Origin of the sequence: Micromonospora sp. CPCC 205539, assembly GCF_036906815.1 — a bacterium.
Taxonomy (GTDB): Bacteria; Actinomycetota; Actinomycetes; order Mycobacteriales; family Micromonosporaceae; genus Micromonospora.
Genome location: NZ_JBAKHW010000011.1, coordinates 71,417 through 96,987, shown reverse-complemented (window position 1 = coordinate 96,987; position 25,571 = coordinate 71,417). Strand labels below are relative to the sequence as shown.

Annotated in this window: 24 protein-coding genes; 11 read left to right on the top strand and 13 right to left on the bottom strand. The window is 72.9% G+C overall.

From position 1 onward, the window contains the following. Nucleotides 1–206: 206 nt before the first annotated feature. The 6 genes from V6V47_RS12345 to trmB all read right to left on the bottom strand — a co-directional run bounded on the left by V6V47_RS12345 (nucleotide 207) and on the right by trmB (nucleotide 6,117). A complete protein-coding gene (locus V6V47_RS12345; protein ID WP_334628287.1) occupies nucleotides 207–1,109 on the bottom strand; it encodes a hypothetical protein in 903 nt (300 codons plus the stop codon). Nucleotides 1,110–1,301: 192 nt separating this feature from the next. Next, nucleotides 1,302–1,946, bottom strand: a complete 645-nt coding sequence (locus V6V47_RS12340) for a hypothetical protein (protein WP_334628286.1) — start codon at nucleotides 1,944–1,946, stop codon at nucleotides 1,302–1,304. Between the two features lie 105 nt (nucleotides 1,947–2,051). After that, nucleotides 2,052–2,516, bottom strand: coding sequence for a SigE family RNA polymerase sigma factor (locus tag V6V47_RS12335; RefSeq protein WP_334628285.1), 465 nt, complete (start codon nucleotides 2,514–2,516; stop codon nucleotides 2,052–2,054). Beyond that, nucleotides 2,474–2,707, bottom strand: a complete 234-nt coding sequence (locus V6V47_RS12330) for a hypothetical protein (protein WP_334628284.1) — start codon at nucleotides 2,705–2,707, stop codon at nucleotides 2,474–2,476. Before V6V47_RS12330 ends, V6V47_RS12335 begins: the two co-directional genes overlap by 43 nt. A 121-nt stretch (nucleotides 2,708–2,828) precedes the next feature. Further along, the gene (locus V6V47_RS12325; protein WP_334628282.1) at nucleotides 2,829–5,342 is read right to left on the bottom strand and encodes a DEAD/DEAH box helicase; all 2,514 of its coding nucleotides are present in this window, start codon (nucleotides 5,340–5,342) and stop codon (nucleotides 2,829–2,831) included. Between the two features lie 76 nt (nucleotides 5,343–5,418). After that, the gene (gene trmB, locus V6V47_RS12320; RefSeq protein WP_442934223.1) at nucleotides 5,419–6,117 is read right to left on the bottom strand and encodes a tRNA (guanosine(46)-N7)-methyltransferase TrmB; all 699 of its coding nucleotides are present in this window, start codon (nucleotides 6,115–6,117) and stop codon (nucleotides 5,419–5,421) included. Between the two features lie 130 nt (nucleotides 6,118–6,247). Here trmB and V6V47_RS12315 point away from each other — a divergent pair, with 130 nt between their 5' ends. Both V6V47_RS12315 and V6V47_RS12310 read left to right on the top strand, forming a co-directional pair. Continuing rightward, a complete protein-coding gene (locus tag V6V47_RS12315) occupies nucleotides 6,248–6,943 on the top strand; it encodes a hypothetical protein (RefSeq protein ID WP_334628369.1) in 696 nt (231 codons plus the stop codon). 7 nt (nucleotides 6,944–6,950) lie between these two features. Further along, the gene (locus V6V47_RS12310; RefSeq protein WP_334628281.1) at nucleotides 6,951–7,661 is read left to right on the top strand and encodes a class F sortase; all 711 of its coding nucleotides are present in this window, start codon (nucleotides 6,951–6,953) and stop codon (nucleotides 7,659–7,661) included. A 133-nt stretch (nucleotides 7,662–7,794) separates the two neighbouring features. On the opposite strand, the gene V6V47_RS12305 is transcribed toward V6V47_RS12310, so the two are convergent. From V6V47_RS12305 to V6V47_RS12295, 3 genes are read right to left on the bottom strand one after another with little or no spacing between them, the layout of a single operon-like run. Continuing rightward, nucleotides 7,795–8,112 carry an antibiotic biosynthesis monooxygenase family protein gene (locus V6V47_RS12305; RefSeq protein WP_334628280.1) on the bottom strand — a complete coding sequence of 106 codons (318 nt, stop codon included), beginning with the start codon at nucleotides 8,110–8,112 and terminating at the stop codon, nucleotides 7,795–7,797. 28 nt (nucleotides 8,113–8,140) lie between these two features. Further along, complete coding sequence (locus V6V47_RS12300; RefSeq protein WP_334628278.1) at nucleotides 8,141–8,938, bottom strand: exodeoxyribonuclease III; 798 nt, start codon at nucleotides 8,936–8,938, stop codon at nucleotides 8,141–8,143. 37 nt (nucleotides 8,939–8,975) lie between these two features. Beyond that, nucleotides 8,976–9,896, bottom strand: coding sequence for a proteasome assembly chaperone family protein (locus tag V6V47_RS12295; RefSeq protein WP_334628277.1), 921 nt, complete (start codon nucleotides 9,894–9,896; stop codon nucleotides 8,976–8,978). 422 nt (nucleotides 9,897–10,318) lie between these two features. On the opposite strand from V6V47_RS12295, the gene V6V47_RS12290 reads away from it, so the two are divergent. From V6V47_RS12290 to V6V47_RS12280, 3 genes are all read left to right on the top strand, one after another. After that, nucleotides 10,319–11,197 carry a peptidase M23 gene (locus tag V6V47_RS12290; RefSeq protein ID WP_334628276.1) on the top strand — a complete coding sequence of 293 codons (879 nt, stop codon included), beginning with the start codon at nucleotides 10,319–10,321 and terminating at the stop codon, nucleotides 11,195–11,197. A gap of 106 nt (nucleotides 11,198–11,303) precedes the next feature. Next, the gene (locus V6V47_RS12285; RefSeq protein ID WP_334628275.1) at nucleotides 11,304–11,450 is read left to right on the top strand and encodes a hypothetical protein; all 147 of its coding nucleotides are present in this window, start codon (nucleotides 11,304–11,306) and stop codon (nucleotides 11,448–11,450) included. A gap of 49 nt (nucleotides 11,451–11,499) precedes the next feature. Further along, nucleotides 11,500–12,255 carry an EcsC family protein gene (locus V6V47_RS12280; RefSeq protein ID WP_442934222.1) on the top strand — a complete coding sequence of 252 codons (756 nt, stop codon included), beginning with the start codon at nucleotides 11,500–11,502 and terminating at the stop codon, nucleotides 12,253–12,255. A gap of 25 nt (nucleotides 12,256–12,280) precedes the next feature. Here V6V47_RS12280 and V6V47_RS12275 read toward each other — a convergent pair whose 3' ends face one another. Continuing rightward, nucleotides 12,281–13,132, bottom strand: a complete 852-nt coding sequence (locus tag V6V47_RS12275; RefSeq protein ID WP_334628274.1) for a GDSL-type esterase/lipase family protein — start codon at nucleotides 13,130–13,132, stop codon at nucleotides 12,281–12,283. Nucleotides 13,133–13,318: 186 nt separating this feature from the next. Here V6V47_RS12275 and V6V47_RS12270 point away from each other — a divergent pair, with 186 nt between their 5' ends. Genes V6V47_RS12270 through V6V47_RS12250 form a run of 5 tightly spaced genes read left to right on the top strand, consistent with a single transcriptional unit; the run spans nucleotide 13,319 to nucleotide 17,890 of the window. After that, nucleotides 13,319–13,582, top strand: coding sequence for a DUF6343 family protein (locus V6V47_RS12270; protein ID WP_334628273.1), 264 nt, complete (start codon nucleotides 13,319–13,321; stop codon nucleotides 13,580–13,582). 12 nt (nucleotides 13,583–13,594) lie between these two features. Then, nucleotides 13,595–15,007: an NADP-dependent succinic semialdehyde dehydrogenase gene (locus V6V47_RS12265; RefSeq protein ID WP_334628272.1), complete on the top strand. Its 1,413-nt coding sequence runs from the start codon at nucleotides 13,595–13,597 to the stop codon at nucleotides 15,005–15,007. Between the two features lie 51 nt (nucleotides 15,008–15,058). After that, nucleotides 15,059–16,024, top strand: a complete 966-nt coding sequence (locus tag V6V47_RS12260) for a TIGR03885 family FMN-dependent LLM class oxidoreductase (RefSeq protein WP_334628271.1) — start codon at nucleotides 15,059–15,061, stop codon at nucleotides 16,022–16,024. A 37-nt stretch (nucleotides 16,025–16,061) separates the two neighbouring features. Beyond that, nucleotides 16,062–17,636, top strand: coding sequence for a Na+/H+ antiporter (locus V6V47_RS12255; RefSeq protein ID WP_334628270.1), 1,575 nt, complete (start codon nucleotides 16,062–16,064; stop codon nucleotides 17,634–17,636). Continuing rightward, nucleotides 17,633–17,890, top strand: a complete 258-nt coding sequence (locus V6V47_RS12250; protein WP_334628269.1) for a UBP-type zinc finger domain-containing protein — start codon at nucleotides 17,633–17,635, stop codon at nucleotides 17,888–17,890. Before V6V47_RS12255 ends, V6V47_RS12250 begins: the two co-directional genes overlap by 4 nt. Before the next feature lie 14 nt (nucleotides 17,891–17,904). Here V6V47_RS12250 and V6V47_RS12245 read toward each other — a convergent pair whose 3' ends face one another. Both V6V47_RS12245 and V6V47_RS12240 read right to left on the bottom strand, forming a co-directional pair. Further along, nucleotides 17,905–19,116, bottom strand: coding sequence for an MFS transporter (locus V6V47_RS12245; RefSeq protein WP_334628268.1), 1,212 nt, complete (start codon nucleotides 19,114–19,116; stop codon nucleotides 17,905–17,907). Nucleotides 19,117–19,312: 196 nt separating this feature from the next. Continuing rightward, nucleotides 19,313–21,922, bottom strand: a complete 2,610-nt coding sequence (locus tag V6V47_RS12240) for a glycoside hydrolase family 9 protein (RefSeq protein WP_334628267.1) — start codon at nucleotides 21,920–21,922, stop codon at nucleotides 19,313–19,315. Between the two features lie 274 nt (nucleotides 21,923–22,196). Here V6V47_RS12240 and V6V47_RS12235 point away from each other — a divergent pair, with 274 nt between their 5' ends. Beyond that, nucleotides 22,197–22,922: a PP2C family protein-serine/threonine phosphatase gene (locus V6V47_RS12235; RefSeq protein WP_334628266.1), complete on the top strand. Its 726-nt coding sequence runs from the start codon at nucleotides 22,197–22,199 to the stop codon at nucleotides 22,920–22,922. 7 nt (nucleotides 22,923–22,929) lie between these two features. On the opposite strand, the gene hrpB is transcribed toward V6V47_RS12235, so the two are convergent. Further along, nucleotides 22,930–25,569 carry an ATP-dependent helicase HrpB gene (gene hrpB / locus V6V47_RS12230; protein ID WP_334628265.1) on the bottom strand — a complete coding sequence of 880 codons (2,640 nt, stop codon included), beginning with the start codon at nucleotides 25,567–25,569 and terminating at the stop codon, nucleotides 22,930–22,932. Nucleotides 25,570–25,571 lie beyond the last annotated feature (2 nt).

Sequence of the window (25,571 nt, the reverse complement as noted above, 5' to 3'; positions counted from 1 at the left end):
GCGCCGCGCGCCCCCGCGCGGTGTGTTCGTGCTCGATCCAGGATGTAGTGGTCTCCCGTGTCTGGGAGGCCACTACATCCATGTTCGAGCGCGATCATGTTCGAGCGCGATCATGTTCGAGCGCGATCATGTTCGAGCGCGATCCGGTACGGGCGCGATCCGGTACGGGCGCGATCAGGTACGGGCGCGATCAGCTCTGAGCGCGATCAGCGCGCCCCGTGTGAGCGGGTGCGCAGGGCGGCCCGGACCTCGGCGAGAAAACCGTCGAAGTCCTCGCGTAGGCGCTTGCCGGTCACGTGCAGGACGATCCACTCGCCGCCGAGCAACCGGTTGAGCCGCCGGCGGTCCCGGTGGAACTGCAGCGGATCGTCGTGCCAGAGCCCGTCGTACTCCACCGCGACCTTGAACTCCGGCCAGGCCAGGTCCAGTCGGGCCACGAACCGGCCCCGGTCGACGACCACCCACTGTGTCTGCGGCCGGGGCAGGCCGGCGAGCACCAGCCGCACCCGGGTGCGGGACTCCGGAGGGGATTCGGCGCCCGGATCGGCCAGGTCGGCCGCGCGTAGCAGGGATCGCCAACCCCGTCGGCCGGCCCGGCTCTGCGCGTATTCCCGGAGTGCCGACACGTCGGTGAGCCGGTGCGCCAGCAGAGCGTCGATGACGACCACCGCCTCCACCACGTCGAGCCAGCGGGCGAGGTCCCACGATGTTCGCGCCGGGCTGGTCACCGTGACCCCCGCACGAGCCACGACGTCGCCCGGCTCGATGTCGCCGTGGTGGACCCGTAGGCCGGCGGTCGGCCCGATGCGGCTGGCCTTGGGCACCAGCACGTCGACGGGGTCGCCCGGGGCCGGCGTTGCGCAGCCATACAATGCCGCCGCGGCACGCCCGGCGATGGCCGCGCCGGGTGGGATGAGCCAACGCCCGACGGCGGCGCACCTGGTCCGGTGGGTGACCTTCACGCGGGCATCGGCGTAGATGTCATGAAAGAGCGGCTGCCATGCGGAACTGCGTAGGTCATTGCGGGTCAGCAGGCCGCGCGAGACGGCGATCGAGCCACGGAAGATCCGACCGCGCAATTGTGGCGGCCGGCGGGGAGCTTTCGGCATGCACTCCAGGCTGACCGATCGTGCCCGGCCATTTCTGCCCCTGTGGATAACCCTCAACCTGGCCGGACGACGTGCGCGGACCAGCGTCTCGCTCGAACAAGGATGTAGTGGCCTCCCATCTTCCGGAGGCCACTACATCCTGAATCGAGCGTGATCTTGCGGGTCAGGCGCCGTGCGGGTGGGGCGAGTCGGTTAGGCGGCGGTGGACCAGATGGCGCGGAAGGCGGCTGCTTCGCCGGCCAGCCAGCGTTCGATCTGCTCGGGCTTGGCGTCGGTGGGCATGTGGTGGGCCTGGCCGCGCCGGACGTCGACCAGGACCGGCTCGGCGTGCGGGAGCACCGCGTCCATGTGGCGGGCCATCAGGTGCAGGGTGGCGAGCGTGGCCTCTTCGCTCGGCGGGGCCTCGTCGAAGTGCAGCCGGATCGCCTCGACCCGGCCGTCGGAGTGCCGTACCCCGAAGTGGGGGTTGATCTTGACGGGTAGGTCGCCCAGCATGGCCAGGGCGTCGCGGGTCTGGGCCAGGTCGATGGCGGCCGGCTCGCCGAGGGAGTGCAGCCAGGTGGTGGCACCGGGCACCAGCGCCTGGTAGAGCGGGCGCCAGCGGGGCTTGACCACGTCGATGACGCCGGTCAGGTGGGTGCCGCCGGTGTGGAAGGCGATGTCGGCCTTGAGCGCCTTGACGAACTGGCCGTGCGGGTTGAAGCCGGAGCGGCTGGCCCGCTGCTTACGGAGCCCGCCCACGAAGGTCGCTTTGGTGGGGCCGTTGCGGTCGACGTAGCGGGTGAAACCGAGCAGTGTGGCGTAGGGGGTGAGGGGCGTGGAGGTGGGCGCGGTCACGGGCGTCCTCCCAGGTCAGGATCTCTATTAGTACATACATTCTAATCGACAACCCTGACATCGCCCAGGGACAAAGGTGACAACCCGTCGGGCTTGCGGAAGCTGTCAGATCCGCACGAAGTCCTCGCCCAGCAACGCCCTCAGCCGGGCCAGGGAGCGGGCATTCTGGGTCTTCACCACCGACACGGACACGTCGAGGATGCCGGCCACTGCTTCGACACTCTGGTCCTCCCAATGACGCAGCACCACGATGGCCTGGTCGCGGATGGGCAGGGTAGCCAGGGCCCGCAGCAGGGTGACGTGCAGCTCCGCCGTGTCGTCGGGCTGCCGGTGCGGCGCCTCGGGCAGCTCGGCGAGCACGAGCTCGGAGTCGCTGCGCCGCTTCTTCTGATCGAAGACGGCGTTCATCAGGACCCGCCGGCTGTACGCCTCAAGATTCGTGGTGCGCTGGAGTCTGCCCCACGTGGCGTACAGCTTCGCGAACGTGATCTGCGTCAGGTCCTGGGCGAGGTGCCAGTCGCGGCACATCAGGTACGCGGTGCGCCGCAACCTCGGCGCCGTCGCCGCCACGAACTCGGTACCTTCACCACCCCCAACGCCAAGATGGTGGCCACGCCCGCCGCGCCTGCGGCCAGCAGACCGTGTCGACGGCGACGCAGGCCGGCGCCCGTGGCCATGGCCCGGGCGGCCAGGTCACCCGGCGGCGGTACGGGCTCATCCGCCAGGGCGCGGTCGAACAGCAGGTGCAGATTCTGGTCCATGATGCACTCCCTCGATCCGGCGGACTCCCACCAGTGATGACTGGTTGGGACCCCGGATCGGTGACATCAACGGAAGAAGGGGCCGCCCGGACGCACCGGACGGCCCCCAGAGAGCGGAACGTCAGAGCTGCCCGACGTCGGTGATCCGGATGACCGCGGCGCCGACGTCGTCCGAGGCGGCCAGGTCGACCTCGGCGCTGATGCCCCAGTCGTGGTCGCCGTCCGGGTCGTCCAGGATCTGCCGGACGGTCCACCGCTCCCGGCCCTGCTCGATCATGAGCAGCGCTGGGCCGCGGGCGTCCGGACCGATCCCGATCGAGTCGTACGCCTCGAAGTACGGCCGCAGGGCGTCGGCCCACGCGTCGTAGTCCCAGCCGTCGCCCGCGTCCAACTCGGCGAGCAGGTCCCAGCGGCGCAGCGCGGCCAGCTCGACCCGACGGAACAGCGCGTTGCGCACCAGCACCCGGAACGCCCGCGCGTTGCGGGTCACCGCTGGCGGTCGGTCGGTCAGGGCGGCGTGCGCCTGGGCCACCTCGGCGACGTCGGACGGGTTGCGCAGCCGCTCCCACTCGTCGATGAGGCTGGAGTCGACCTGGCGGACCAACTCGCCCAGCCACTCGATGAGGTCGATGAGCTCCTCGGTCTTGGCGTCCTCGGGCACGGTCTGCCGCAGCGTCTTGTACGCGTCGGCCAGGTAACGCAGGACGAGGCCCTCCGAGCGGGTCAGCCCGTAGAACTGCACGTACTCGGTGAAGGTCATCGCCCGCTCGTACATGTCCCGGACGATGGCCTTGGGGGAGAGCTGGTGGTCGGCGACCCAGGGGTGGCCCTGCCGGTACATCTCGTACGCGGCCTCCAGCAGCTCTGCGAGGGGCTTCGGGTGGGTCACCTCGTCGAGCAGTTCGAGGCGCGCCTCGTACTCGATGCCCTCGGCCTTCATGGCGGCGACCGCCTCGCCGCGGGCCTTGAACTGCTGCGCGGAGAGGATCTGCCGAGGGTCGTCGAGGATCGACTCGACCACCGAGAGCACGTCCAGGGCGTACGAGGGGGACTCGGCGTCGAGCAGCTCGATGGTGGCCAGGGCGAGGGGCGAGAGCGGCTGGTTGAGCGCGAAGTCGAGCTGGAGGTCGACGGTGAGTCGGATCCGTCGGCCGGTCTCGTCCGGCTCGGGCAGCTCCTCGACCACGCCGCCGGCCCGTAGCGCCCGGTAGATGGCGATCGCCCGGCGGATGTGCCGGCGCTGGGCGGCGGGCTCCTCGTGGTTGTCGGTGAGCAGGTGCCGCATCGCGGTGAACGCGTCCCCGGGCCGGCCGATCACGTTGAGCAGCATCGAGTGGCTGACCTGGAAGCTGGAGGTCAACGGCTCCGGCTCGGCGTCGACCAGCCGGTCGAAGGTCGGCTGACCCCAGCCGATCGAGCCCTCCGGTGGCTTCTTGCGGACCACCTTGCGGCGCTTCTTCGGGTCGTCGCCGGCCTTCGCGAGGGCCTTCTCGTTGTCGATGACGTGCTCCGGGGCCTGCACCACGACCCGGCCGATGGTGTCGTAGCCGGCTCGGCCGGCTCGCCCGGCGATCTGGTGGAACTCGCGGTTCTTGAGCAGCCGGGTACGCACCCCGTCGTACTTGGACAGGCCGGTGAAGAGCACGGTGCGGATTGGCACGTTGATGCCGACGCCGAGGGTGTCGGTGCCACAGATGACCTTGAGCAGGCCAGCCTGCGCGAGGGTCTCCACCAGCCGGCGGTACTTGGGCAGCATGCCAGCGTGGTGGACGCCGATGCCGTGCCGGACCAGCCGGGACAGCGTCTTGCCGAAGCCGGAGGTGAACCGGAACCCACCGATGGCCTCGGCGATCATGTCCTTCTCGGCGCGGCTGCAGACGTTGACGCTCATCAGCGCCTGGGCGCGTTCCAGCGCGGCGGCCTGGGTGAAGTGCACGACGTACACCGGGGCCTGCTTGGTCTCCAGCAGCTCTTCCAGGGTCTCGTGCAGCGGCGTCATCGCGTACGAGAAGATGAGCGGGACCGGCCGCTCGGCCGAGCGCACGACGGCGGTCGGCCGCCCGGTGCGCCGGGTCAGGTCGTCGACGAACCGGGTGGTGTCCCCCAGGGTGGCGGACATCAGGATGAACTGGGCCTGCGGCAGCTCGATGATCGGGACCTGCCACGCCCAGCCCCGGTCGGGCTCGGCGTAGAAGTGGAACTCGTCCATGATCACTTGGCCGACGTCGGCCTTGGCGCCCTCGCGCAGCGCCAGGTTGGCCAGGATCTCCGCCGTGCAGCAGATGATCGGGGCGTCGGCGTTGACGCTGGCGTCGCCGGTCAGCATGCCGACGTTCTCGGCGCCGAAGACCTCGCAGAGGGCGAAGAACTTCTCCGACACCAGCGCCTTGATCGGCGCGGTGTAGAACGTGGTCCGGCTGTCGGCGAGGGCCGCGAAGTGCGCGGCGACCGCCACCAGGCTCTTGCCCGAGCCGGTGGGCGTGTTCATGATCAGGTTGGCGCCGGAGACGATCTCGATGACCGCCTCCTCCTGATGGGGATAGAGGTCGAGGCCGCGCTCCTTCGCCCAACCGGCGAACGCGTCGAAGAGGGTGTCGGGGTCGGCGCTTGTCGGCAGCGCGGCGGTGAGCGTCATAGCCTGTCCATGGTGCCTGGATCATGCCCCTGAGCGCCAACCCGCCGCCCGCCGGACCCCCGTCCGGGCCGCCCGGTCACCCTCGGCGGTAGATCAGGTCGGCGACCGGCCGCCCGGCCGTGATCGCCCGCCGCTCGAACTTCGTCACCGGGCGGTGCGCCGGACGCGGCGCGAACCCGCCGTACGCGTCGACCAGCTCCGGGTCCGCGTCGAGGGTCTGCCGCATCGCCTCCGCGTACTCGGCCCAGTCGGTCGCGCAGTGCAGCGTGCCGCCCGGGGCCAGCCGGGACCGCAGCAGCGCCACGTGCGCCGGCTGGATGATCCGCCGCTTGTGGTGGCGGGCCTTCGGCCACGGGTCCGGAAAGAAGATGTGTACGGCGTCCAGGACGCCCTCGGGCAGGCCACGCACCAGGTCCAACGCGTCGCCGAGTGCCACCCGTACGTTGCGCAGCCCGCCGCGATCCACCAGGTCGAGCAGGTTCGCGATTCCCGGAGTGTGCACCTCGACCGCCAGATAATCTCGATCCGGGTCAGCGGCGGCCATCGTGGCGGTGCTGTCGCCCATGCCCGAGCCGATCTCCAGCACCACGGGCGCCCGACGACCGAACAGCTCGGCCAGGTCGACAGGCCCGTCCGGCACATCGAGCCCGTAGGTGGGCCAGAGTCGATCGAGGGCGTCGGTCTGCCGGCCGCTCATCCGACCCCGGCGGGGGTGGAAGGTGCGGATCGTCCGGCTCGCGGGCGGGACGGCGGCGTCATGGTCGGTGGCGGTCACAGCGACCCGAGAGTACGCGACCCCGTCGGCGAATCGGATGTGATGTGCGCCCGGGAGTGAGAGGATTCATTTGGTACGGCAGGTGGTGCGGTCCGCTGCCCGGCACGGCCGCACGGCCTCGAGAGGGGGCATCGTGACAGTGACCCGCGGTGGCGTGACCCTGTCGGTGGTGACCGTGCTCGCCGGCCCTCTGCTGGCTGCCACGCCCGTCCACGCCGCGCCCCCGACCGCGGCGCCTGCTGTGCCGGCGCATGCCGCGGCCGTGCTCGCCGCCTCTGAGCCGTCTGGGCCTGGGTCAGCCACATTTGCGCCTTGGCCGGGCGCCCTCGTGCTCGCCGCGCCGCAGCCCGGTCCGCCGGAGGGCGCGCCCGCGCCGCAACCCGAGCCGTCATCGCGGCCCGGTCCGGTGGTCGACGTCTTCGTCGAGGTGAGCCCCAGCACGGTGCGGCCCGGCTACCTGGTCGGCATCCGGGCCAGTTGCCGCGACAACTCCGTCGGCGCGACCGTGGTCTCCGATGCCTTCGGCGGGGTCGGCGTCCAGCCGCAGGGCGGCGTGCTCACCGCCGCGCCGATGGTGCGCGAGCGCACCCGCCCCGGCAACTACCGGGTCAAGTTGGAGTGCCGCGACGGTGAGACCGCCTCGACGATGCTCCAGGTGGTCAAGAAGATCGAACCCAACCCCAGCAAGGGCCCTGCCACCGGCTTCGGCGGGAGCGCCGGCGGGGTGGCCAACAAGCTGCTGCTGCCCGGCGGCGCGGCGCTGACGCTCACCGGCCTGATTCTCGCCGTGATGGCCCTGCGTCGGCCGCGTACCGCCCGTCGCTGAGCCCGCCATGGAGATCTTCCGCCCGACGCAGCCGCCCGCCACCCGTCCGCCGGTGGCGCACCGCCCGCCGACCGCCGTCACGCCCCGGCGTAGCCGCCCACCCGGCCGGCGCCCCTGGTCGTTGCCGCTGGCCGTGGTTCTGGTGCTGGCTGGTGTCTTCGCCACCGGGGCAGGGCTGGGCCGCTCGGCCGGGCCGTTCGACCTGGCGCCGGCGGGCGGTGACCGGCCGGCCCGCGGTGAGTCGCGCGGGTTGTCGGCCAGCCGCCCGGTGCGTCTCTCGGTACCGGCGATCAAGGTCGCCGCGCCGGTGGCCCCGGTCGGGCAGGCCCGGGACGGCTCGATCGCCGTACCGCCGCTGGAGCGGCACAACGAGACCGGCTGGTACGACGGCGGGCCGACGCCCGGGGAGCCCGGCCCGGCGGTGATCGTCGGGCACGTGGACACGAAGAGCGGGCCGTCGGTCTTCTACAACCTGGGCAAGCTGCAGCCCGGTGACCTGATCGAGGTGGCGCGGGCGGACAGGTCCGTGGTGGTGTTCAAGGTCGACACCGTCGAGCACTTCCCGAAGGACAGCCTGCCCGGCGAGCGGATCTACGGCCACGAGGGCCCTGCCGGCCTGCGCCTGATCACGTGCGGCGGCGAGTTCGTCGGCGGCGGCACCGGCTACAAGGACAACGTCATCGCCTTCGCGACCCTCCAGTCCTCCCGCCCCGCCTGACCCGCCTCGCCCACGGCCGTCGGCCCCTGATGGCTGCGTGCTGCGGCTCGGTCGTGATCGACACGGTTTCGCTGATGTGGAGTCGATCATGGCGCGATGCTCCGTCCGCGACTGACCGGCCCACGAGGTGTGGCTACGGCTGGGGGACTTCCAGGGCTACTTCGAACTCCAGGAGGCTGGCGCCGGAGGAGACCGGGGGGCGTTGCTGGTCGCCGGGGGCGGCGGCGTGGGCGGTGCGGGACGGGCCGGCGGCCCAGGCCTGGTAGGCCTCTTCGGTCTCCCAGCGCGTGTACACGAAATAACGGGTCTCGCCGGCCACCGGCCGGAGCAACTCGAAGCCGAGAAAGCCGGGGGAATTTTCCACCGTGCCGGCTCGGGCGGCGAACCGCTTCTCCAACTCCGCGCCGGCACCGGGCGGGACCTCGATCGCGTTGATCTTCACAACTGCCATCTGCCCACCCTAGCCAGGGCCGGCGGGGTCAGAACGCCTCGACGACCGGAACCAGCTCGGCGTCGACCACGATCGGGGCGTGATCGGAGGGGCCCTTGCCCTTGCGGGCCTCCCGGTCCACGTACGCGGCGCGGACCGCCCGGGCGAACGGCGCCGAGGCGTACACGAGGTCGATCCGCATGCCCTTGTTCTGGTGGAACATCCCGGCGCGGTAGTCCCAGTAGGTGAACGGGTGCGGGCCCTTCATCGGCGTCGGCACGACGTCGCTGAGCCCCAGGTCGCGCAGCGCCGCGAGAGCCGCCCGTTCGGGCGGGGTGACGTGCGTGGAGTGGGTGAAGACCGCCGGGTCCCAGACGTCGGCGTCGGTGGGCGCGACGTTGAAGTCACCGCAGACCGCCAGGGGCAACCCGCCGGCCAGCTCCGCGTCCAACGCGTCCCGCAGCGCCGCGAACCAGGCCAGCTTGTACGCGTAGTGCGGGTCCTCCGGCGTGCGGCCGTTGGGCACGTACACCGACCAGACCCGCACCCCGCCGCAGGTCGCCGAGATGGCCCGGGCCTCCGGCTCGGGGAAGCCAGGCTCACCGACGAACCCGGCACGGACGTCGGCCAGGCCGACCCGGGACAGGATGGCCACCCCGTTCCACCGGCCGTCGCTGTGACTGGCCACGGTGTAGCCCAGCTCGCCCACCTCGGCCACCGGGAAGGCACCGTCCGGGCACTTCGTCTCCTGAAGGCAGACCACGTCCGGCCCGGTGTCGGCCAGCCACTCGAGCAGCCGGGGCAGCCGGGCCTTCACCGAGTTCACGTTCCACGTCGCCAGGCGCATGCCCCCAGCCTGCCGTATCCGGCCCCGGGACGTCGGGTCAGCTGCCCGGGGTGTCGCCGGGACGGGTCTGCTCGGCCAGGAACCGCTCCAGCTCCGCGCCGAGCTCGTCGGCGGTGGGCAGCGGGCCCACCTCCGGCGCGAGCAGGCTCTTCTCGCCGCGACCCCGCGCGAACGCGTCGTACTGCTCCTCGAGAGCCTGGACCAGGGCGGCGGCGTCCTCGGTCTGGGCGACCTGCCGGTCGATCTCCACCCGGACCACCTCGGCGGCCGAGCGTAGGCCGTCACCGGGCAGCAGCAGCCCCGTGCTGCGGGACACCGAGGTGAGCAGCACCTCGGCGGCGGCCGGGTACTCGGTCTGCGCCACGTAGTGCGGCACGTGCGCGGCGAAGCCGAGCGCGTCGCGGCCCTGCTCGCCCAGGCGGAACTCGAGCAGGTGACCCACGCTGCTGGGCACCTGGACCCGTTGCAGCCAGGGCTCGTAGCCGGCGATCAGCTCGGGCCGGGTGGCGTGCGCGGTCACCCCGGTCGGCCGGGTGTGCGGCACCGCCATCGGGATCGAGTTGAGCCCCACGGTGAGCCGGACGTCCAGCCGGGCGGCGAGCCCGGCGACGGCCGCCGTGAACCGCTCCCACTGCAGGTCCGGCTCGGGGCCGGTGAGCAGCAGGAACGGGGTCTCGTCGTCGTCGTGCAGCAGGTGCAGCTCCAACTGCGGCGCGTCGAAGCTCTCCCAGTGGTCCTCGACGAAGGTCATCACCGGTCGTCGCGAGCGGTAGTCGAAGAGCTGGTCCACGTCGAAGGTGGCGATCGACCGGCTCTCCAGCGAGGTGAGGAGCTGCTCGCGGGCCAGCCGGCTGGCGTTGCCGGCGTCCACGAACCCGGTGAGGGCCTGGATCAGGACCGGCTGCCCGAGGTCGGGCAGATCGTCGGTGAGCTCGTAGAGCTCGTGTGGGTCGAGCACCGGTGCGGACCTCCCTGGAATGTGCTTACGGGATGCCGACGCAGTGGACGGCACCCGGTTCGGGCAACGTACCCGCCATCCTGGCGCATTCCTGCGCCGGGCGATCCGTTGCCCGGCGGGTGGGCACGACCGGACTATTCACCCCATTTGCGCCGCAGGGTGTGCCCCTTGTGCCCGTCGGGGGAGGGGTGGTTCAGCCTAAAGGCCGAGTTTGTCGATCATGTAGGCGCTCGGTGTCCGATGTCCGTCCGTGTCGTCGGCCGTGCCGGCCTGGGTGCCGGGCCGGCTTCATCCGGTACGCGAGGTCTGTTCCTCGGGCGGGTCGAGGGGGCCTGGTCGTCCACCGGGACACCCCCGATCTGTGGTGAGCGCCACGTGATCACCGTGCGTAATCAGGGTTTCCCCCTGCCTAGCCTCGGTTGATGCGTGACGACGGCACTCTCGACGACCCGTACGCCCCGAGCAGCCCCACTGCCGATATGGAGGATGGCACCTCAGCCGAACGGACAACTGCCGCGAGCCGGCTCCGGACGTACATCCGGGACCTCACCGGCCGACGACGGGCCCGGATGGCGGTGGCCACCGGTGTGGTCTGCTGCCTCGGCCTGGCCGCCCTCGCGCAGGTCTGCGACGAGGGTGCCGGCGCGGCGAATCGGGTCGACCCGCTTGTCAGCAGTTCGGGCTTGGCGCAGCGCGCCGAGCAGGAGGCTGCCGCCACCCGGAACCACGACCGCTCCGCCGCGCCGACCGCGACCGCCGCCACGCCGCCTACCGCCGTCGCGGCCCCCGTCGAACCGGACACCACCCCGACCCGTAGGACCACGGCCCGTAGGGCCACGCCCCGACCGACCGATCCGGCGCCGGTGGCCGGGCTGGACCGGGACCAGATGAAGAACGCCGAGGCGATCGTCCGCGCCGGCCGCGAGATGGGCGTGCCCCGCCGTGGTCTGGTGATCGCGGTGGCCACCGCCATGCAGGAGAGCAACCTCTACAACGTCGCGAGCGCCGTGCTGCCCGAGTCGGAGGACTACCCGCACCAGGGCGTCGGCTGGGACCACGACTCGGTCGGGCTGTTCCAGCAGCGTTCCAGCAGTGGTTGGGGCCCGGTGGGCCGGCTGATGGACCCCGAGTTCGCCACCCGACAGTTCCTCACCGCGCTGGAGCAGGTGCCCGGCTGGGAGGAGATGCGGCTGACCGACGCGGCCCAGGCGGTGCAGGTCTCCGCCTACCCGGAGTACTACCAGCAGCACGAGCGGCGAGCCACCCGGGTCGTCGACGCCATCGTGTCGGCCGGGAGATAATCTGCCGACCACTGTGGACGATCAGGGTTGAGCCTGTCGCGTCCCGGGTACATCCATTGCGGGCTCGGGGTACACATGACAGAGGGATCGCCGACAGGAGGACGACATGTCACTGATGCAGCGGATCAGCACGTTCCTGAGATCGCCCAAGGGCCAGCAGATGGTCGACCGGGGCCGGCGCGAGCTGGCCAAGCCCGCGACACAGCAGAAGCTCAAAGGATTGGCGGCCCGGCTGTCCAGCCGCCGCCGCTGACCGTCCCACCGGCCGTTCCGATCGCCGTACCGACCCCTGGGGAGACCCGGTGACCGACACCCCGCCCATCGGCGGCCAGCCCGCTGTGCCCATCCCCCCACCGTCCGCGAGCGTGCCGGCCGGGCCAGCGGAAGCCCCCGAGGCCCCGCCGGCCCGGCTCTGGGACCGCATGCGCGACGACCCGCAGTACGCCCCGGAGCACCTCGCCCTGGAGGCGGTACGCCGACTCGGGCCGGAGGCCGCGCAGTGGGCCGGCCGGTCCCGGGCCGACCAGCCCGGTGTCTCGGCCGACGCCCTGGCCGACCAGGCGGTCCGTAAGTTCGTCAACCGGGCCCGCCTCTCCGGGGCGGTCTCCGGCGCGGCGGGGCTGCCCGGCGCCGTGCTCGACGTCGGCGTGCTGGCCTGGACCCAGGCGCGGATGGTGCTGCACGTCGCCGCCGCGTACGACGCCGACCCGCTGCACAGCGACCGGGCCACCGATCTGCTGGTGCTCCAGCGGGTGCACAAGGTCGCCGAGAGCGCTCGGCTGGCGCTCGGGGTGGCCGCCGGCCGGGAGCGCGCCGACGCGCTGTTCGGTCTGGGCGGTCAGCGTCCGCTCGGCCGGGTCATGCTGCAACTCGGCGTCCGGCTGGCCCAGATGGCCGGCGTCCGGGCCGCCAAGCGGCTGGTCGCCAAGATCGTGCCCGGCGCGGCGATCGTGCTCGGCACCTGGGCCAACTCGTCGGCCACCAAGGACCTCGCGGAGCGTTCCCGGGCGCTCTACCGCCCGCGCGGCGGTGGCGTGCCGGAGCCCCGCCAGCCCTGACCGGCGGGTCGCCGTCGACGGGCGGTCAGGTGGCCAGGCCGGAGGGGCGCCAGGTCACCTCGGCGAGCCGGGCCTGCCCGCTGGCGTTCGGGTGGAACCAGTCCAGCGGGTTGACCAGGTCGAGCGTGAATCGGATCTTGTGCACGGCGCCGCCGTCGTGTCGGCAGCGTGAGCCGTACGCCCGACAGGCCGCCACCAGCTGCGCGTTGTACGCGTCGATGCGGTCCCGGACCGCGGCCCGGCGGGCCCGGTCGGCGGGGGCCGTCGAGGTCGCGTTGGCCAGCAGGGCCGGGCAGATGCCCCGCCGCCAGGCGCGGGCCGCGCGCGCGTCGCCGTGCCCGACCTCCCAGAGCCGGTACAGGTCGGGAATGCTGACCACCAGCACCCGGGCCTTCGGCCGGCCGGTCCGCAGCACCCGCAGGCCCCGGTCGATGTCGGCCCGATACTCGTTGACCGGCGTCATGGCGTCCGCCCCGCCCCGGCAGATGTCGTTGGCGCCGATCAGCACGGTGACGTAGTCGACGCGGTCACGGACCGCCGCCTGGGCCTGGCCCTCCAGCGCGTCGGCCCGGGCCCCCGGCCGGGCATGGTTGTACCTCCGCCCCCGGATCCCCGCGTTCTGCTCGAGCAGTCGCCGGTAGTGGCTGTCCACCCGCAGGCCGTCCCCGGTCGACCAGGAGTTGCGCTCGCAGGAGGTGAGCACCAGGCAGGAGGCGAACCCGGTGCTGATCGAGTCGCCGAGCGCCGCGATGCCGCCCGGCCCCGCGGGCGGAGCGCCACCGCCGGACGGGCGCGGTGTCGCGCCGGTGCCTCCCTCGCAGGCCAGTGCGACCAGCGCCGCGAGACAGGCCAGGGCGGCAACCCAGCGTCGAGGCATGACATTCCTCGTCTCATCAGCACAGAGCGACAGCGCGGTAACTCTATGCGTAGGGCGCGCTCTGTCGGGCAGTCGCTGTCGGCTATGCGGCAGAGTGCTGCGGGCAGTGCCGGCAAGCTGGTATAAGCCGAGCACGGGCCGCCCGGTCGCCGGTTAAGAGCGTGGATCGGGGGTAGGTCGAGGGACATGACGAGATCGCAGCCCCGGCGCGCCCGTGGCACGGTCGGCCACGCTAACAGCGCGCTCAACCTTCGGCTCACCCTCGCCGGTTTCGGGTTGGTGATCATGGTGCTCTTCGCGGTGCTGGCGTTCTGGGCCGGCCTCGCCTGGCTCGGCGTACTCTGCGCGATCTTCGCCGTGGTCGCCGTGGTCGATCTGGTCGTGATCCAGCGGCGCCGTGCCGCCCGCCGCCGTGAGGAGCCGGGCGTACGACACTCGCTGTTCGAGTGACAGGAGAACGAGATGTCCATCGCCACCACCAATCCCGCCACCGGACAGGTGCTCAAGACGTACGAGGCGATGTCCGCCGAACAGCTCGACGCCGCCATCGAACGCGCCCACCTCGCCTACCAGCAGTTGCGGGAGACCAGCGTCGACCAGCGCGCCGGGTGGCTGACCGCGGCCGCCGACCTGCTGGAGGCCGAGCGGGACGAGATCGCCCGGATCATGACCACGGAGATGGGCAAGACGTACGTCGCGGCGAAGGCCGAGGTGACCAAGTGCGCCGCGGCCTGCCGGTTCTACGCCGATCGGGCGCCGTCGTTCCTCGCCGACGAGCCGGCCGACGCCAGCGCGGTCAAGGCGACCCGCGCGTTCATCCGCTACCAGCCGATCGGCGCGGTGCTCGCGGTGATGCCGTGGAACTTCCCGCTCTGGCAGGTCATGCGCTTCGCCGCCCCGGCGCTGATGGCCGGCAACACCGGCCTTCTCAAGCACGCCTCGAACGTGCCGCAGACCGCGCTGCTGCTGGAGGACGTGTTCCGCCGGGCCGGCTTCCCGGAGGGCGCGTTCACCACCCTGCTGGTCGGCTCGGACGCCGTCGACCGCATCCTCAGCGACCCCCGGGTACGGGCCGCGACGCTCACCGGCAGCGAGCGCGCCGGCCGCTCCATCGGCCAGATCGCCGGCCGGGAGCTGAAGAAGACCGTGCTGGAGCTGGGTGGCAGCGACCCGTTCGTGGTGATGCCCTCGGCCGACCTGGACCTGGCCGCCGAGGTGGCCACCACCGCACGCTGTCAGAACAACGGCCAGTCCTGCATCGCCGCCAAACGGTTCATCGTGCACACCGACGTGTTCGACGCGTTCGCCGAGAAGTTCGCCGGCAACATGGCCGCGCTGCGGGTCGGCGACCCGATGGACGCGGACACCGACGTGGGGCCACTGGCGAGCGAGGGCGGTCGCGACGAGGTGCACGCACAGGTCCGCGACGCGGTGGACAACGGCGCCACGATTCTCTGCGGCGGCGAACCGCCGGCCGGCGACGGCTGGTTCTATCCGCCGACCGTGGTCACCGACCTCACCCCGCAGATGCGGATGTGGACCGAGGAGGTCTTCGGGCCGGTCGCCGGCCTGTACCGGGTCTCCTCGTACGAGGAGGCGATCGCGGTGGCCAATGGGACCGCGTTCGGGCTCGGCTCCAACGCCTGGACGCGGGACCCGGCCGAGCAGGAGCGCTTCGCCACCGACCTGGACGCCGGCAACGTCTTCATCAACGGCATGACCACGTCCTATCCGGAGCTGCCGTTCGGCGGTGTGAAGAACTCCGGCTACGGCCGGGAGTTGTCGGCGCTGGGCATGCGGGAGTTCTGCAACACGAAGACGGTGTGGGTGGGCGAGGGCACCCCGTCGGCCGGCGCCGGCGCGCACGCCGAGTAGCCGGGTAGCCGGCGGTTCAGGCGAACACCGTCGTGGGTAGGAGACGTTCCCATGACGGTGTTCGGCTTTCACGCCTCCCACGAGCAGATCCACCCCCGCGCCCTGCTGGAGGCGGTGGTGCACGCCGAGCGGGCCGGCTTCGACGCCGCCATGTGCTCCGACCACTTCTCACCGTGGAGCGCCCGGCAGGGTGAGTCCGGCTTCGCCTGGTCCTGGCTGGGCTCCGCTCTGCAGGCCACCAACCTGTCGTACGGCGTGGTCAACGCCCCCGGCCAGCGCTACCACCCGGCGATCATCGCGCAGGCGATCGGCACGCTCGGCGCGATGTACCCCGGTCGTTTCTGGGCCGCGCTCGGCACCGGAGAGGCCAGCAACGAGCACGTCACCGGCGACCGGTGGCCGCGCAAGGACGTCCGCTCCGCCCGGCTGCGCGAGTGTGTGGACGTGATCCGGGCACTGCTGGCCGGCGAGGAGGTCAGCCACGACGGCCTGGTCCGGGTGGACCGGGCCCGCCTGTGGACCCGCCCCGAGCAGCCGCCCGCGCTGGTCGGCGCGGCCGTCAGCGTGGCCACCGCCCGCTGGTGCGCCGAGTGGGCGGACGGGCTCATCACCGTGAACGCCCCGACGGCGCACCTGCGCGAGATGATCGACGCGTACCGGGACGCGGGCGGGCGCGGGCCCCTGCACCTGCAGGTGCACGTCAGTTGGGCGCCGGAGCAGGCCGAAGCCGAGGCCGTCGCGTACGACCAGTGGCGCAGCAACGTCTTCGCTCCGCCGGTCTGCTGGGACCTGGACACCGTCGAGCACTTCGACGTGGTCTCGGCGGGCGTCTCGCCGGAGCGTCTCGCCGAGGTGGTCAACATCTCGGCCGACCTGGGCCGGCACGTCGGCTGGCTGGAGGAGTACGTGGAACTCGGCTTCGACCAGATCGCCCTGCACCACGTCGGGCAGGAGCAGCGCGGCTTCATCGACGCGTTCGGCGCGGAGGTGCTGCCGAAGCTCCGCCGGGTCGGTTGATCGGGACCCGGTCCGCCGACCCCTAGGCTCGTACCCCATGGAAAGCCTGTTTCCGGTCGTCGTCTTCCTGGCGATCGCCACCCTGGGCGCGGCATTGGCCCGCCGGCTCGGGCTGCTCGCGCCGATCCTGCTGGTCGTCCTCGGCCTGGCGCTGTCCTTCGTACCGGGCTTTCCCCACGTCCGGCTCGACCCGGAGTTGGTGCTCGTCGGCATCCTGCCGCCCCTGCTCTACGTGGCCGCGCTGGAGACCTCGGTTCCGGCGTTCAAGCACAACATCCGGCCGATCCTGCTGCTCGCCGTCGGTCTGGTGCTGTTCACCGCGTTCGCGGTCGGCGTCGTGCTGCACCTGCTGCTGCCGCAGGTGCCGTTCGCCATCTGCCTGGCCCTCGGCGCGGTGGTCGCGCCGCCGGACGCGGTGGCCGCCACCGCGGTCGCCCGACGGGTCGGCCTGCCCCGCCGGGTGGTCACCATCCTGGAGGGGGAGAGCCTGGTCAACGACGCCACCGCACTGGTGCTGCTGCGGGTCGCGACGCTGGCGACCGTCGGCTCGGCGGTCGGCACCGGCGAGGTCGCCATCGAGGTGCTGCGGGCCACCGGCGGCGGCATCCTGATCGGAGCGGTCGGGGCGTTGGTCTTCGGTTTCCTGCACCGGCGGATCAGCGACCCCCTGCTGGACAACGCCCTGTCGTTGATCATCCCGTTCGCGGTGGTGTTCGTCGCCGAGGAGGTGCACGCCTCCGGCGTGGTCGCGGTGGTGGTGACCGGGCTGGCGCTCGGCCACAAGCTGCCCCAGTTGCTGTCGGCCGCCTCGCGGTTGCAGGTCGGCGCGTTCTGGCGACTTGCCCGCTTCCTGCTGGAGGGGTTGGTCTTCCTGCTGGTCGGGCTCCAACTGCCCGAGGTGCTACAGGACCTCGACGAGCCGATCGGGTCGCTCACCGCCATCACCCTCGCCGTGCTCGCCACCGTCCTGCTCACCCGGTTCGTCTGGCTCTTTCCGGCCACCTACCTGGCCCGCCTGGTGCCCCGGATCCGGCGTCGGGACGAGCGTCCCTCGCCGAAGTTCCCGATCGTCATCGGCTGGGCCGGGATGCGCGGTGTGGTGACCCTGGCCGCCGCACTGGCCCTGCCGCTGACGCTGGCCGACGACGCGGCGTACCCCCGGGCCCTGTTCATCTGGCTGGCCTTCGCGGTGATCGTGGTCACCCTGGTCGGGCAGGGCGCCACCCTGCCGCTGGTCGCCCGGCGGCTCAAGCTGCCGCAGGACGACCCGGTCCAGGACGCGCTCTCCGCGGCCGGGGTGCAGCAACAGGCCAGCAAAGCTGCCCGGGACCGCCTCGACGAGTTGGCCGAGAGCGCTCCGGCGGCGGTGGTGGACCGGCTGCGCCGGCTGCTGGAGAACCGCACCAACCTGGCCTGGGAACGGCTCGGCGGCACCGAGCGGGAGACCCCGTCGCAGGCGTACGGTCGGCTCCGACAAGAGATGATCGACGCCGAGCGGGACGTGTTCCGGGCTGCCCGGGACTCCGGTCGGATCCCCGAGGAGGTGTTGGTGCGGGCCTATCGTGACCTGGACCTGGAAGAGTCGTTGCTGCGGCAGGAGGGGGAGCAGTGAGCTGTCAGCACCTGGCCGAGGCCACCGCCGTGGAGCCACGCACCACCGAGGGGTGCCCGGACTGCGTCGCCCTCGGCGAGGCCGACTGGGTGCACCTGCGGGGGTGCCTGAGCTGCGGGCACGTCGGCTGCTGCGACTCGTCGCCGAACCAGCACGCCACGAAGCACTTCGAGTCCACCGGGCATCCGGTGATGCGCTCGGTGGAGCCCGGCGAGGCCTGGCGGTGGTGCTTCGTCGACGAGGAGATCGGCTGACCGCCCTGCTGGTCTCACCGGTCCGTCGACGGGCGACGGGCCAGGGCGCGTCGCGTCAACGCCGGAACGGCGAGGCCGGTGAGCGCGAGCACCCCGGCCAGCGCCACCCAGCCGACCGTTCCGCCGTCGAGCACCGCCCAGGTCAGTAGCGCCGGGCCGGCCGCCCGGGCCAGTCCGGCGAGCAGGCCGTCCACCCCCTGGTACGCGCCGAGGGCGTGTGGTGCGGCGAGGTCGTAGGCCAACGCGGCCGAGGCGCTGCCGTGCAGGAGGTCGCCCACGGTGTAGACCACGGTGGCGGCCAGCAGGAGACCGATCGCCAGCGGTGTCGGCAGCCCGGCGGTGGCCGGGTACAGCAGCATCGCGACGGCGAGGAGCAACCCGGCCCGCCGCATCGTCGTCGCGGCGGGCCCGGCGTGGCGGGCGCCCCGGCTCAGCCGTACCGCGAGGGCCACGGTGAGCACCGTGTTGACCAGCAGCACCGCCGACACGGTCACCAGCGGGACGTCGGTCCGGGCCGCCAGCCACAGGGGCACTACCAGGGCGAGCACCACCGAGTGCAGGGAGAGCGTCGCCGATGCCGCGCCGACCGCCAGGAAAGGCCCGTCGCGCAGCGCCCGACCTGGCCTCTGCGGGCCGGGACGCCGAACGGGCGGATACGCCGGTAGTCGCATGATCAGCGCCGCGGAGAGCAGATAGGTGGTGACGTTGCCGAGCACCAGCAGTCGGTACGCCCAACCGGTGTCCGCCACCAGCGCGAACCCGGCCAGCCCCGCGCCGACCGCTATGCCGAGGTTCGCGACCGCGCGCAGGGTCGCGAAGGCGTGCACCCGTCCCTCGGGTCCCGCGACGGCGGCCACCAGCGCGGCGCGGACCGCCAGGTTGCCGGCGATCAGCAGCGCGTCCAGTGTGGCCACCAGGAGGAAGACCGGGAACGAGTCCACCAGCAGGTACGCGGCGGCGACACCGGCCTGCATCAGTTGGAGGACCGCCCGTAGGGCTCGCGGGTCCCGCCGATCGGCGAGCGCGCCGAGCGGCACGCTGGCGGTGAGCCCGACCAGGCCGGCGAGGGTGAGCCCGAGCCCGACCTGAGCGGGGCTCAGCCCGACAGCGCGGGTGAGGTAGAGCGCCGATCCAGCCACCCACAACCCGGTACCGACCGTGTTGGCGAGCGTCGCGAGCGCGAGGGTACGCAGCCGGCCGGTGAGCCCCGCCGCCTCGATGCGCACGGCTCGACCCTAGGGCCGCCGTCCGGGTCGCCGTCGCCCCGTTGGCTGCGGCGCCGATCACACCGGCCCGGCCGTGCTTGTCCGGATGCGCGGTATACCTCTGAGGCATAGATATGACTCAGAGGTATACCGCGCACCGGTGAATGTCCGACCCGGGAGCGCCCACGCACGCGCCCCGAAGCAGGCCGGCCGGTCGTCAGGTCAGCGTGCAGGGGGCGCCGTTCAGGGTGATCAGGCCCGGGTTGGGATTGGCGCCGCCGTTTGTGGTGGCGTTGAAGCCGAACGTCGCCGTGCCGCCCGGGTTGATTCGTGCGTTGTAGGGCTCGTTGCGCGCGGTCATGGTCGCGCCGGACTGGGTGACCTTTGCCAGCCACGCCTCACGGACCCGCTGGTCGCCGGTGAAGGCGAGTCGCACGCTCCAGCCGTTGACGGGCGTGGCGCCGGTGTTCTGGACGGTCACCTGGGCGGTGAACCCGCTACCGCCCTGCCAGGCGCCGTAGTTGGTGTAGCGCGCCGAGCACGTGGGAGCCGGCACCGCGCCGGCGTCACCCTGGTCGGCCAGGAACGAGGCGATCCAGGCCAGCGCCGAGTTCCAGTTGATGGCCACCTCGTTGGTGGCGTACGAGTTGATGTCGTCGACGTAGCAGAACATCGGGGCGCAGCCGGCGAGCAGTTGCGCCGCGAACGGATCCTGGAGGGCGGCGTTCGCCCCGCCCGCGAGGGAGCCGGCCGGCGGGTGCGGCAGGCTCGGGTCGAGTTGGTTGCCGAAGATCCGGCTGTGCTGGTTCTCCGCCGCGTGCTCGCCCCACCCCGTGACGTACGAGATGTTCAGCGCGTTGCGGCCGAGCAGATAGTCCATGGCCTGCACGGCGCCGTCCCGGTAGGTCGCGTCCCGGGTCAGGTCGAAGGCGGTGGCCAGCACCACGGCGTTGTTGATGATGCTGCTGTTGGCGCCCCAGAAGTAGCTGTCCGCGTCGCCGGGCATCGGTAGCCCGTACGCCTGTCGGCGCAGCTCGGCGAGGTACGCGTCGGCGGCGGCGGTGACCGAGGCGCGGACCCGGGTCAGCTCGGTGGCGGGTAGCCCGTTCGGCACGGTGGCCAGGTCGAGCCGGCCGAGCGCAGCGGTGCTCTGCCACCCGAAGCCGCGCGGCGCGAACACGTCCCCGGTGTGGTGCGGCGAGGCGCTCAGGTCGGCCAGGTAGGTCTGCGCCCCGGTGCTCAGGTACAGCTCGACGGCCGCCCAGTAGAACTCGTCGGTGACGTTCCCGTCGTCGTACGCGCCGCCCCCGGTGCCGTCGCTGGGGCTGGCGTACACCGTCGGGTGTGTCGTGGCCGCGGCGTAGGCGGTCGTCGCGGCGGTGGCGCAGCGGGCCGCGAACGCCGCGTCGTAGGGGGCGTAGAGCCGGGCGCACTGAGCGGCGGTGGCGGCGAGGTTGAGGGTGGCCGCGGTGGACGGCGGGTGCAGCTCACGCGGCTGTGGGTCCTCGTGTGGGGCGAGCGGCAGCCCGGTCCAGCTCCGATCGTGGATCTTGTGGTGCGCCATCCCGGCGAGAGGCTGGCCGGCGGGCACCTGCATGCGCAGCAGGAACTCCAGCTCCCAGCGGGCCTCGTCGAGGATGTCCGGCACGCCGTTGCCGCGCTCGGGCACCCGCAACGTGCCGTCGGCCAGCCCGACGCCGCCGGCCGCCGTGGGCGCCGTCCTGGTCCGCTCGAAGGTGCTCAGCAGCTGGTAGGTGGCGATGCCCCCGTTGACCACGTACTTGCCGTGGTCGCCGGCGTCGTACCAGCCGCCGTGCACGTCGAGCGTGTAGTCGCAGACCCCCGGCTGGCAGGGCACGCTGGTGTCGCCCTGGTTGGGTGCCACACCGAGGTGACCGGCGGGCCGGGCGTACTCGTCGCCGATCAGGTCGCCGTCGATGGCGATGCCGCTGCGCTGGGCGTAGAAGAACTGGAGCGAGTCGGCGCGCAGCCGGTCGTAGAGGGTGCCCGAGATGTCGAACGGGTGGCTGGTCTCGCCGTCGACGGTCAGCGTCAGTCCGCTGCCCGGCGTGCGATAGCTGGAGAAGTCGGCCGTCTGCACGGTCTGCCCGGATGCGGGGTCCGGCCCGCGCGCGGTGGTGGTGCCACCGGCCAGGAGCGCCCCGGTGGACGCGCGCAGTTGCCAGGGCAGCGGCTCGGTGGCCGTGGTGACCACGGTGGCGTTCTTGGGGCCGCCGGGGAGGTAGCCGACCTGGTTGACCCGCACCCGGGGGCCGGTGTCCGGCTCGTACGGCGTGGGCGGCTCGCCGCCACGCAGTGAGACGTCGTCCAGGCAGACGGTCTGCGCCGCCGCGGCCCCACCCACCTGAAAGATCAGTTGGGCGCTGGGGTTGCCGTCCGGGACGGTGAAGGTCTGCTCGACCCGCTGGGCGGTGCCGGTGGCGTTCGCGTCCACGGCGGCGTACGTGGTGTAGGGGGCGGTGCCGAGCTGCAACACGGCCTTCACGGCGGTGCCGGGGGTGGCGGAGACGGCGAAGCCGAGGGTGTATTCGGCGCCGGCGATCAGGGGGACGCCGTCCTGGCCGATGCCGGCGTCCCACGGGTTGGCCAGTCCGCCGGAGACGGTGGTGCAGAGGCGGCCGTCGGTCACCGCGAGCGCGCCGGTGCCGTAGGAGAACCAGGGTGTCACGCCGGCGGTGAAGTCGCCGTTCTCGATCTGCTCGGGAGCGTCCGGTGGCGGTGCGGCATGGGCCGCGCCGGTGCCCGCGCCGGTGAGGACCAGGGTGGTCGCCGCGGCCAGCAGGAGGCGGTGTCGGGGTGGCGTCACGGGGGAGTCCTTCCGGGACGGGATGCGGGGCGTGGTGGCGGTGCAAGATCTGGGAGCGCTCCCAGATGTCGACTCGATGTTTCCAGCGGCGGGGTGCGGTGTCAATCGATCCGACTGGATGGCTTTTGGCGTCCGACGTGCGCGGCGGGTGCGACACCACATCCCCTCGCGGCGTCGTGACGCGCCGGGTCGACACGTGAGATTGGCCGCGCCACACGCCGTCGTCCTGATCTCCTAGAGACAACCGCGCCCTTCGCCTGGCAGGCTGCCTCCCATGACCCTGAAGCTGCGTTCCGTCGGGACGAGCGACCGTGGGCTGATCCGCAGCGGAAATCAGGACGCGCTGCACGCCGGGACCTGGCTCGTCGCCGTCGCCGACGGCATGGGCGGGATGGCGGCCGGCGACCTGGCGAGCGCGCTCACCATCGACGCGGTCGGTCCGCTGGACGTGGAGACCCCGGAGGACGCCCTGGTGGCCGCGCTCCAAGGCGCCATCGAGCTGGCCACCAAGCGGATCCGGCAGGCGGTTACCGAGGACCCGGAGCGCCAGGGCATGGGCACGACGTTGACCGCCCTGCTCTTCGCCCGTACCGGCAGCTGCCTGGCCCTCGCCCACATCGGTGACTCCCGGGCCTACCTCTTCCGCGAGGGCGTGCTCAAGCAGGTCACCCGGGACGACACCTTCGTCCAGATGTTGGTGGACCAGGGCGTGATCACCGCCGACCAGGCCAGCAGCCACCCCCGCCGCGCGGTGGTCACCCAGGCGTTGCAGGGCGACGACGTCTCCCCGGCGTACTCGACGATGGTGCCCCGGGCCGGCGACCGGTGGCTGTTGTGCAGCGACGGCCTCTCGAACGTGGTCCGGCCGGACACCCTCGCCGAGGTGCTCGCCGCCTACCCGGACCGGGCCGCCTGTGCCGGCAAGCTGATCGACCTGGCGTTGCACGCTGGTGGCCCGGACAACATCACCGTGGCGATCGCCGACGTCGTGGAGGAGTGACCCACGCTCAGCGCCGCCGCGGCGTGGCGTGCCGGGTGGGCGTCGCCGTGGCCGGGTCCTCCGGCCACGGGTGCCGGGGATAGCGGCCGCGCAGCTCGGAGCGCACCTGCGGGTAGCCGGTGCGCCAGAACGACGCCAGGTCGGCGGTGACCGCCACCGGGCGCCCGGCGGGGGAGAGCAGGTGCAGCAGCACCGGCACCCGACCTGCGGCGATGCGCGGGGCCGCGGGCCAGCCGAACGTCTCCTGCAGCTTCACCGCCAGCACCGGCGCGGCCGGGTCCGCGTAGTCCACCCGGATCTTCGACCCACTGGGCACGGCGATCCGCTCCGGTGCCAGCTCGTCCAGCCGGGCGGCCTGCGCCCACGGCAGCAGCCGGCGGAGCGCGCCGACCACGTCCACCCGGGTCAGGTCGGCGCGGCGTCGGGCGGCAGCCAACTCCGGCCCCAGCCAGGTCGGCGCGGCGGCGAGCAGTGCCTCGTCACCGACGTCCGGCCACTCGTCGCCAAGGTGCTGCCGGCAGAACGCCAGCCGCTCGCGCAGCGCCTGTGCCGCCGGCGACCAGGACAGCAGCCCCAGCCCGTCCTGGCGCAGGCCGGTCAGCAGCGCCTCGGCCACCTCGGCCCGGTCCGGGCGGTCCAGTCGGCGCTCCAGCAGCTCGATCGCGCCCAGCCGGGTCACCTCCCGGGCCACCACGTCCCCATCGGACCAGCCGACCTCCCGTCGCGTGGACAGCAGTGGGCCCGCCGCCTCCCGGGCCGTCGCCTCGTCCAGGGGCGTGGCCCGCCGGATCCGCGCCGACGGCGCCCCAGGTTTGCGGTCCGCGACGGCCACCGCCAGCCAGTCGGACCCGGTCAGGCCCGACCCGGCCGTCAGCTCCGCGGCGGTCCCGCCGGTCATCAGGTACGCAGACCCGCCCGGCCGCCGGACCCGGGCCAGCCGTTCCGGGTACGCCAACCCGACGAGCAGCCCGGCAGCCAGATCGTCGGTGAGCCCACCGGACCCGGTGCGTCCGCTGGCCCTCCGCTCGGCGGAATCGACGGCGCTGCTAGTCGTGGAAGCGACCGGTCCGTTGGCCTTGCGGCCGGTCGGCTCGGCGGGTAGGGCGGCGCGCAGTCGACGCACCTCGGTACGCCAGCGGGCGGTCGCACCCGGATCGACCCCGGCGCGCAGCCGACGCCAGCCGGCGACGAGGTCATCGCCCGGGCCGGCCGCGCTCTCCTCGGCGAGCAGGGCCACCACCTCGGCCGCCCGGTCGGCCCCGACCCGGCCGGCACCGTCGAGCAGCGCGCGGGCCAGTCGAGGGTGTGCTCCGGCGGAGGCGATCGCCCGCCCTCGTCCGGTGATCCGCCCGTTCGCGTCGACCGCGCCCAGGGTTTCCAGGGTGTCCCGCGCCACCGCCATCGCCGCCGCCGGTGGCGCGTCGGGCAACGCCAGGCCGACGCCGTCCGGCTGACCCCAGGCGGCCAACTCCAGCGCGAAGCCGGTCAGGTCGGCGGTGGCGATCTCCGGCTCCGGCCGGGCGGGCAACCGCTCGTGGGTCGCCGCAGACCAGCAGCGGTAGACGTACCCGGGGGCCTCCCGGCCGGCGCGGCCGGCCCGCTGGGTGGCGGCGGCCCGCGAGACGGGCACCGTGACCAGCGCGCCGAGCCCGCGCGCCAGGTCGACGCGGGGCACCCGGGACAGGCCGGCGTCCACCACCACCCGTACGCCGGGCACGGTCAGGCTGGTCTCGGCCAGCGCGGTGGCCAGCACCACCCTCCGGCGCTCGGCGACCGTCTCCGGCCCCGGCCCGGCGTGGGACGGGCGGGGCCGGGCCGGTCGAGGTCGCAGCGCCGCGTCCTGCTCGGCGCTGCGCTGGCGGCCGTGCAGCGGCAGCAGCGCGACGGTGTCGCGCAGGTCGGCCAGCCGGTTGGTGACCGCTGCGATCTCCCCGGCCCCGGGCAGGAAGACCAGCACGTCTCCGTCGTGTTCGCGTAGCGCCCGCCGCACGGTGGCCGCCACATGGTCGAGCAGGGCCCGGTCCACCGGCCCGGCCCCCGGCGGGGCGATCGGGCGTGCGGGCGGCGCCCAGATTCGCTGCACCGGGTGCAGCGCCGACTCGGCTCGTACGACCGGGGCCGGGGTGGAGCCGCCGAGCAGCGCGGCGAACCGGTCGGTGTCCGGGGTGGCGGACATCGCGAGCAGCCACAGGTCCGGCCGGAGGGTGGCCCGCGCCTCCACGGTGAAGGCCAGCGCCAGGTCGGCGTCGAGTTGCCGCTCGTGGCACTCGTCGAGCAGTACCGCGCCCGTGCCGGGCAGCTCCGGGTCGTGGTGCAGCCGGCGTACCAGCAGACCGGTGGTGACCACCTCCACCCGGGTCGCCGGGCCGACGCGGCGCTCACCACGGACCGCGTAACCGACGCGGTCGCCCACCCGCTCGCCGAGCAGTTCGGCCATCCGCCGGGCGGCGGCGCGCGCGGCCACCCGGCGGGGTTGGGCGATCACCACCCGGCCGGTCACCTGGTCGGCGACGGCCAGCGGCGCGAGGGTGGTCTTGCCGGTGCCCGGCGGGGCCACCAGGACCCCGGCGCCGGCCGCGTCGAGCGCCGCGACCAGCGCCGGCAGCACCGGGCGCACCGGCAGGTCCAGGGTTACGTCGGAGAGCACGG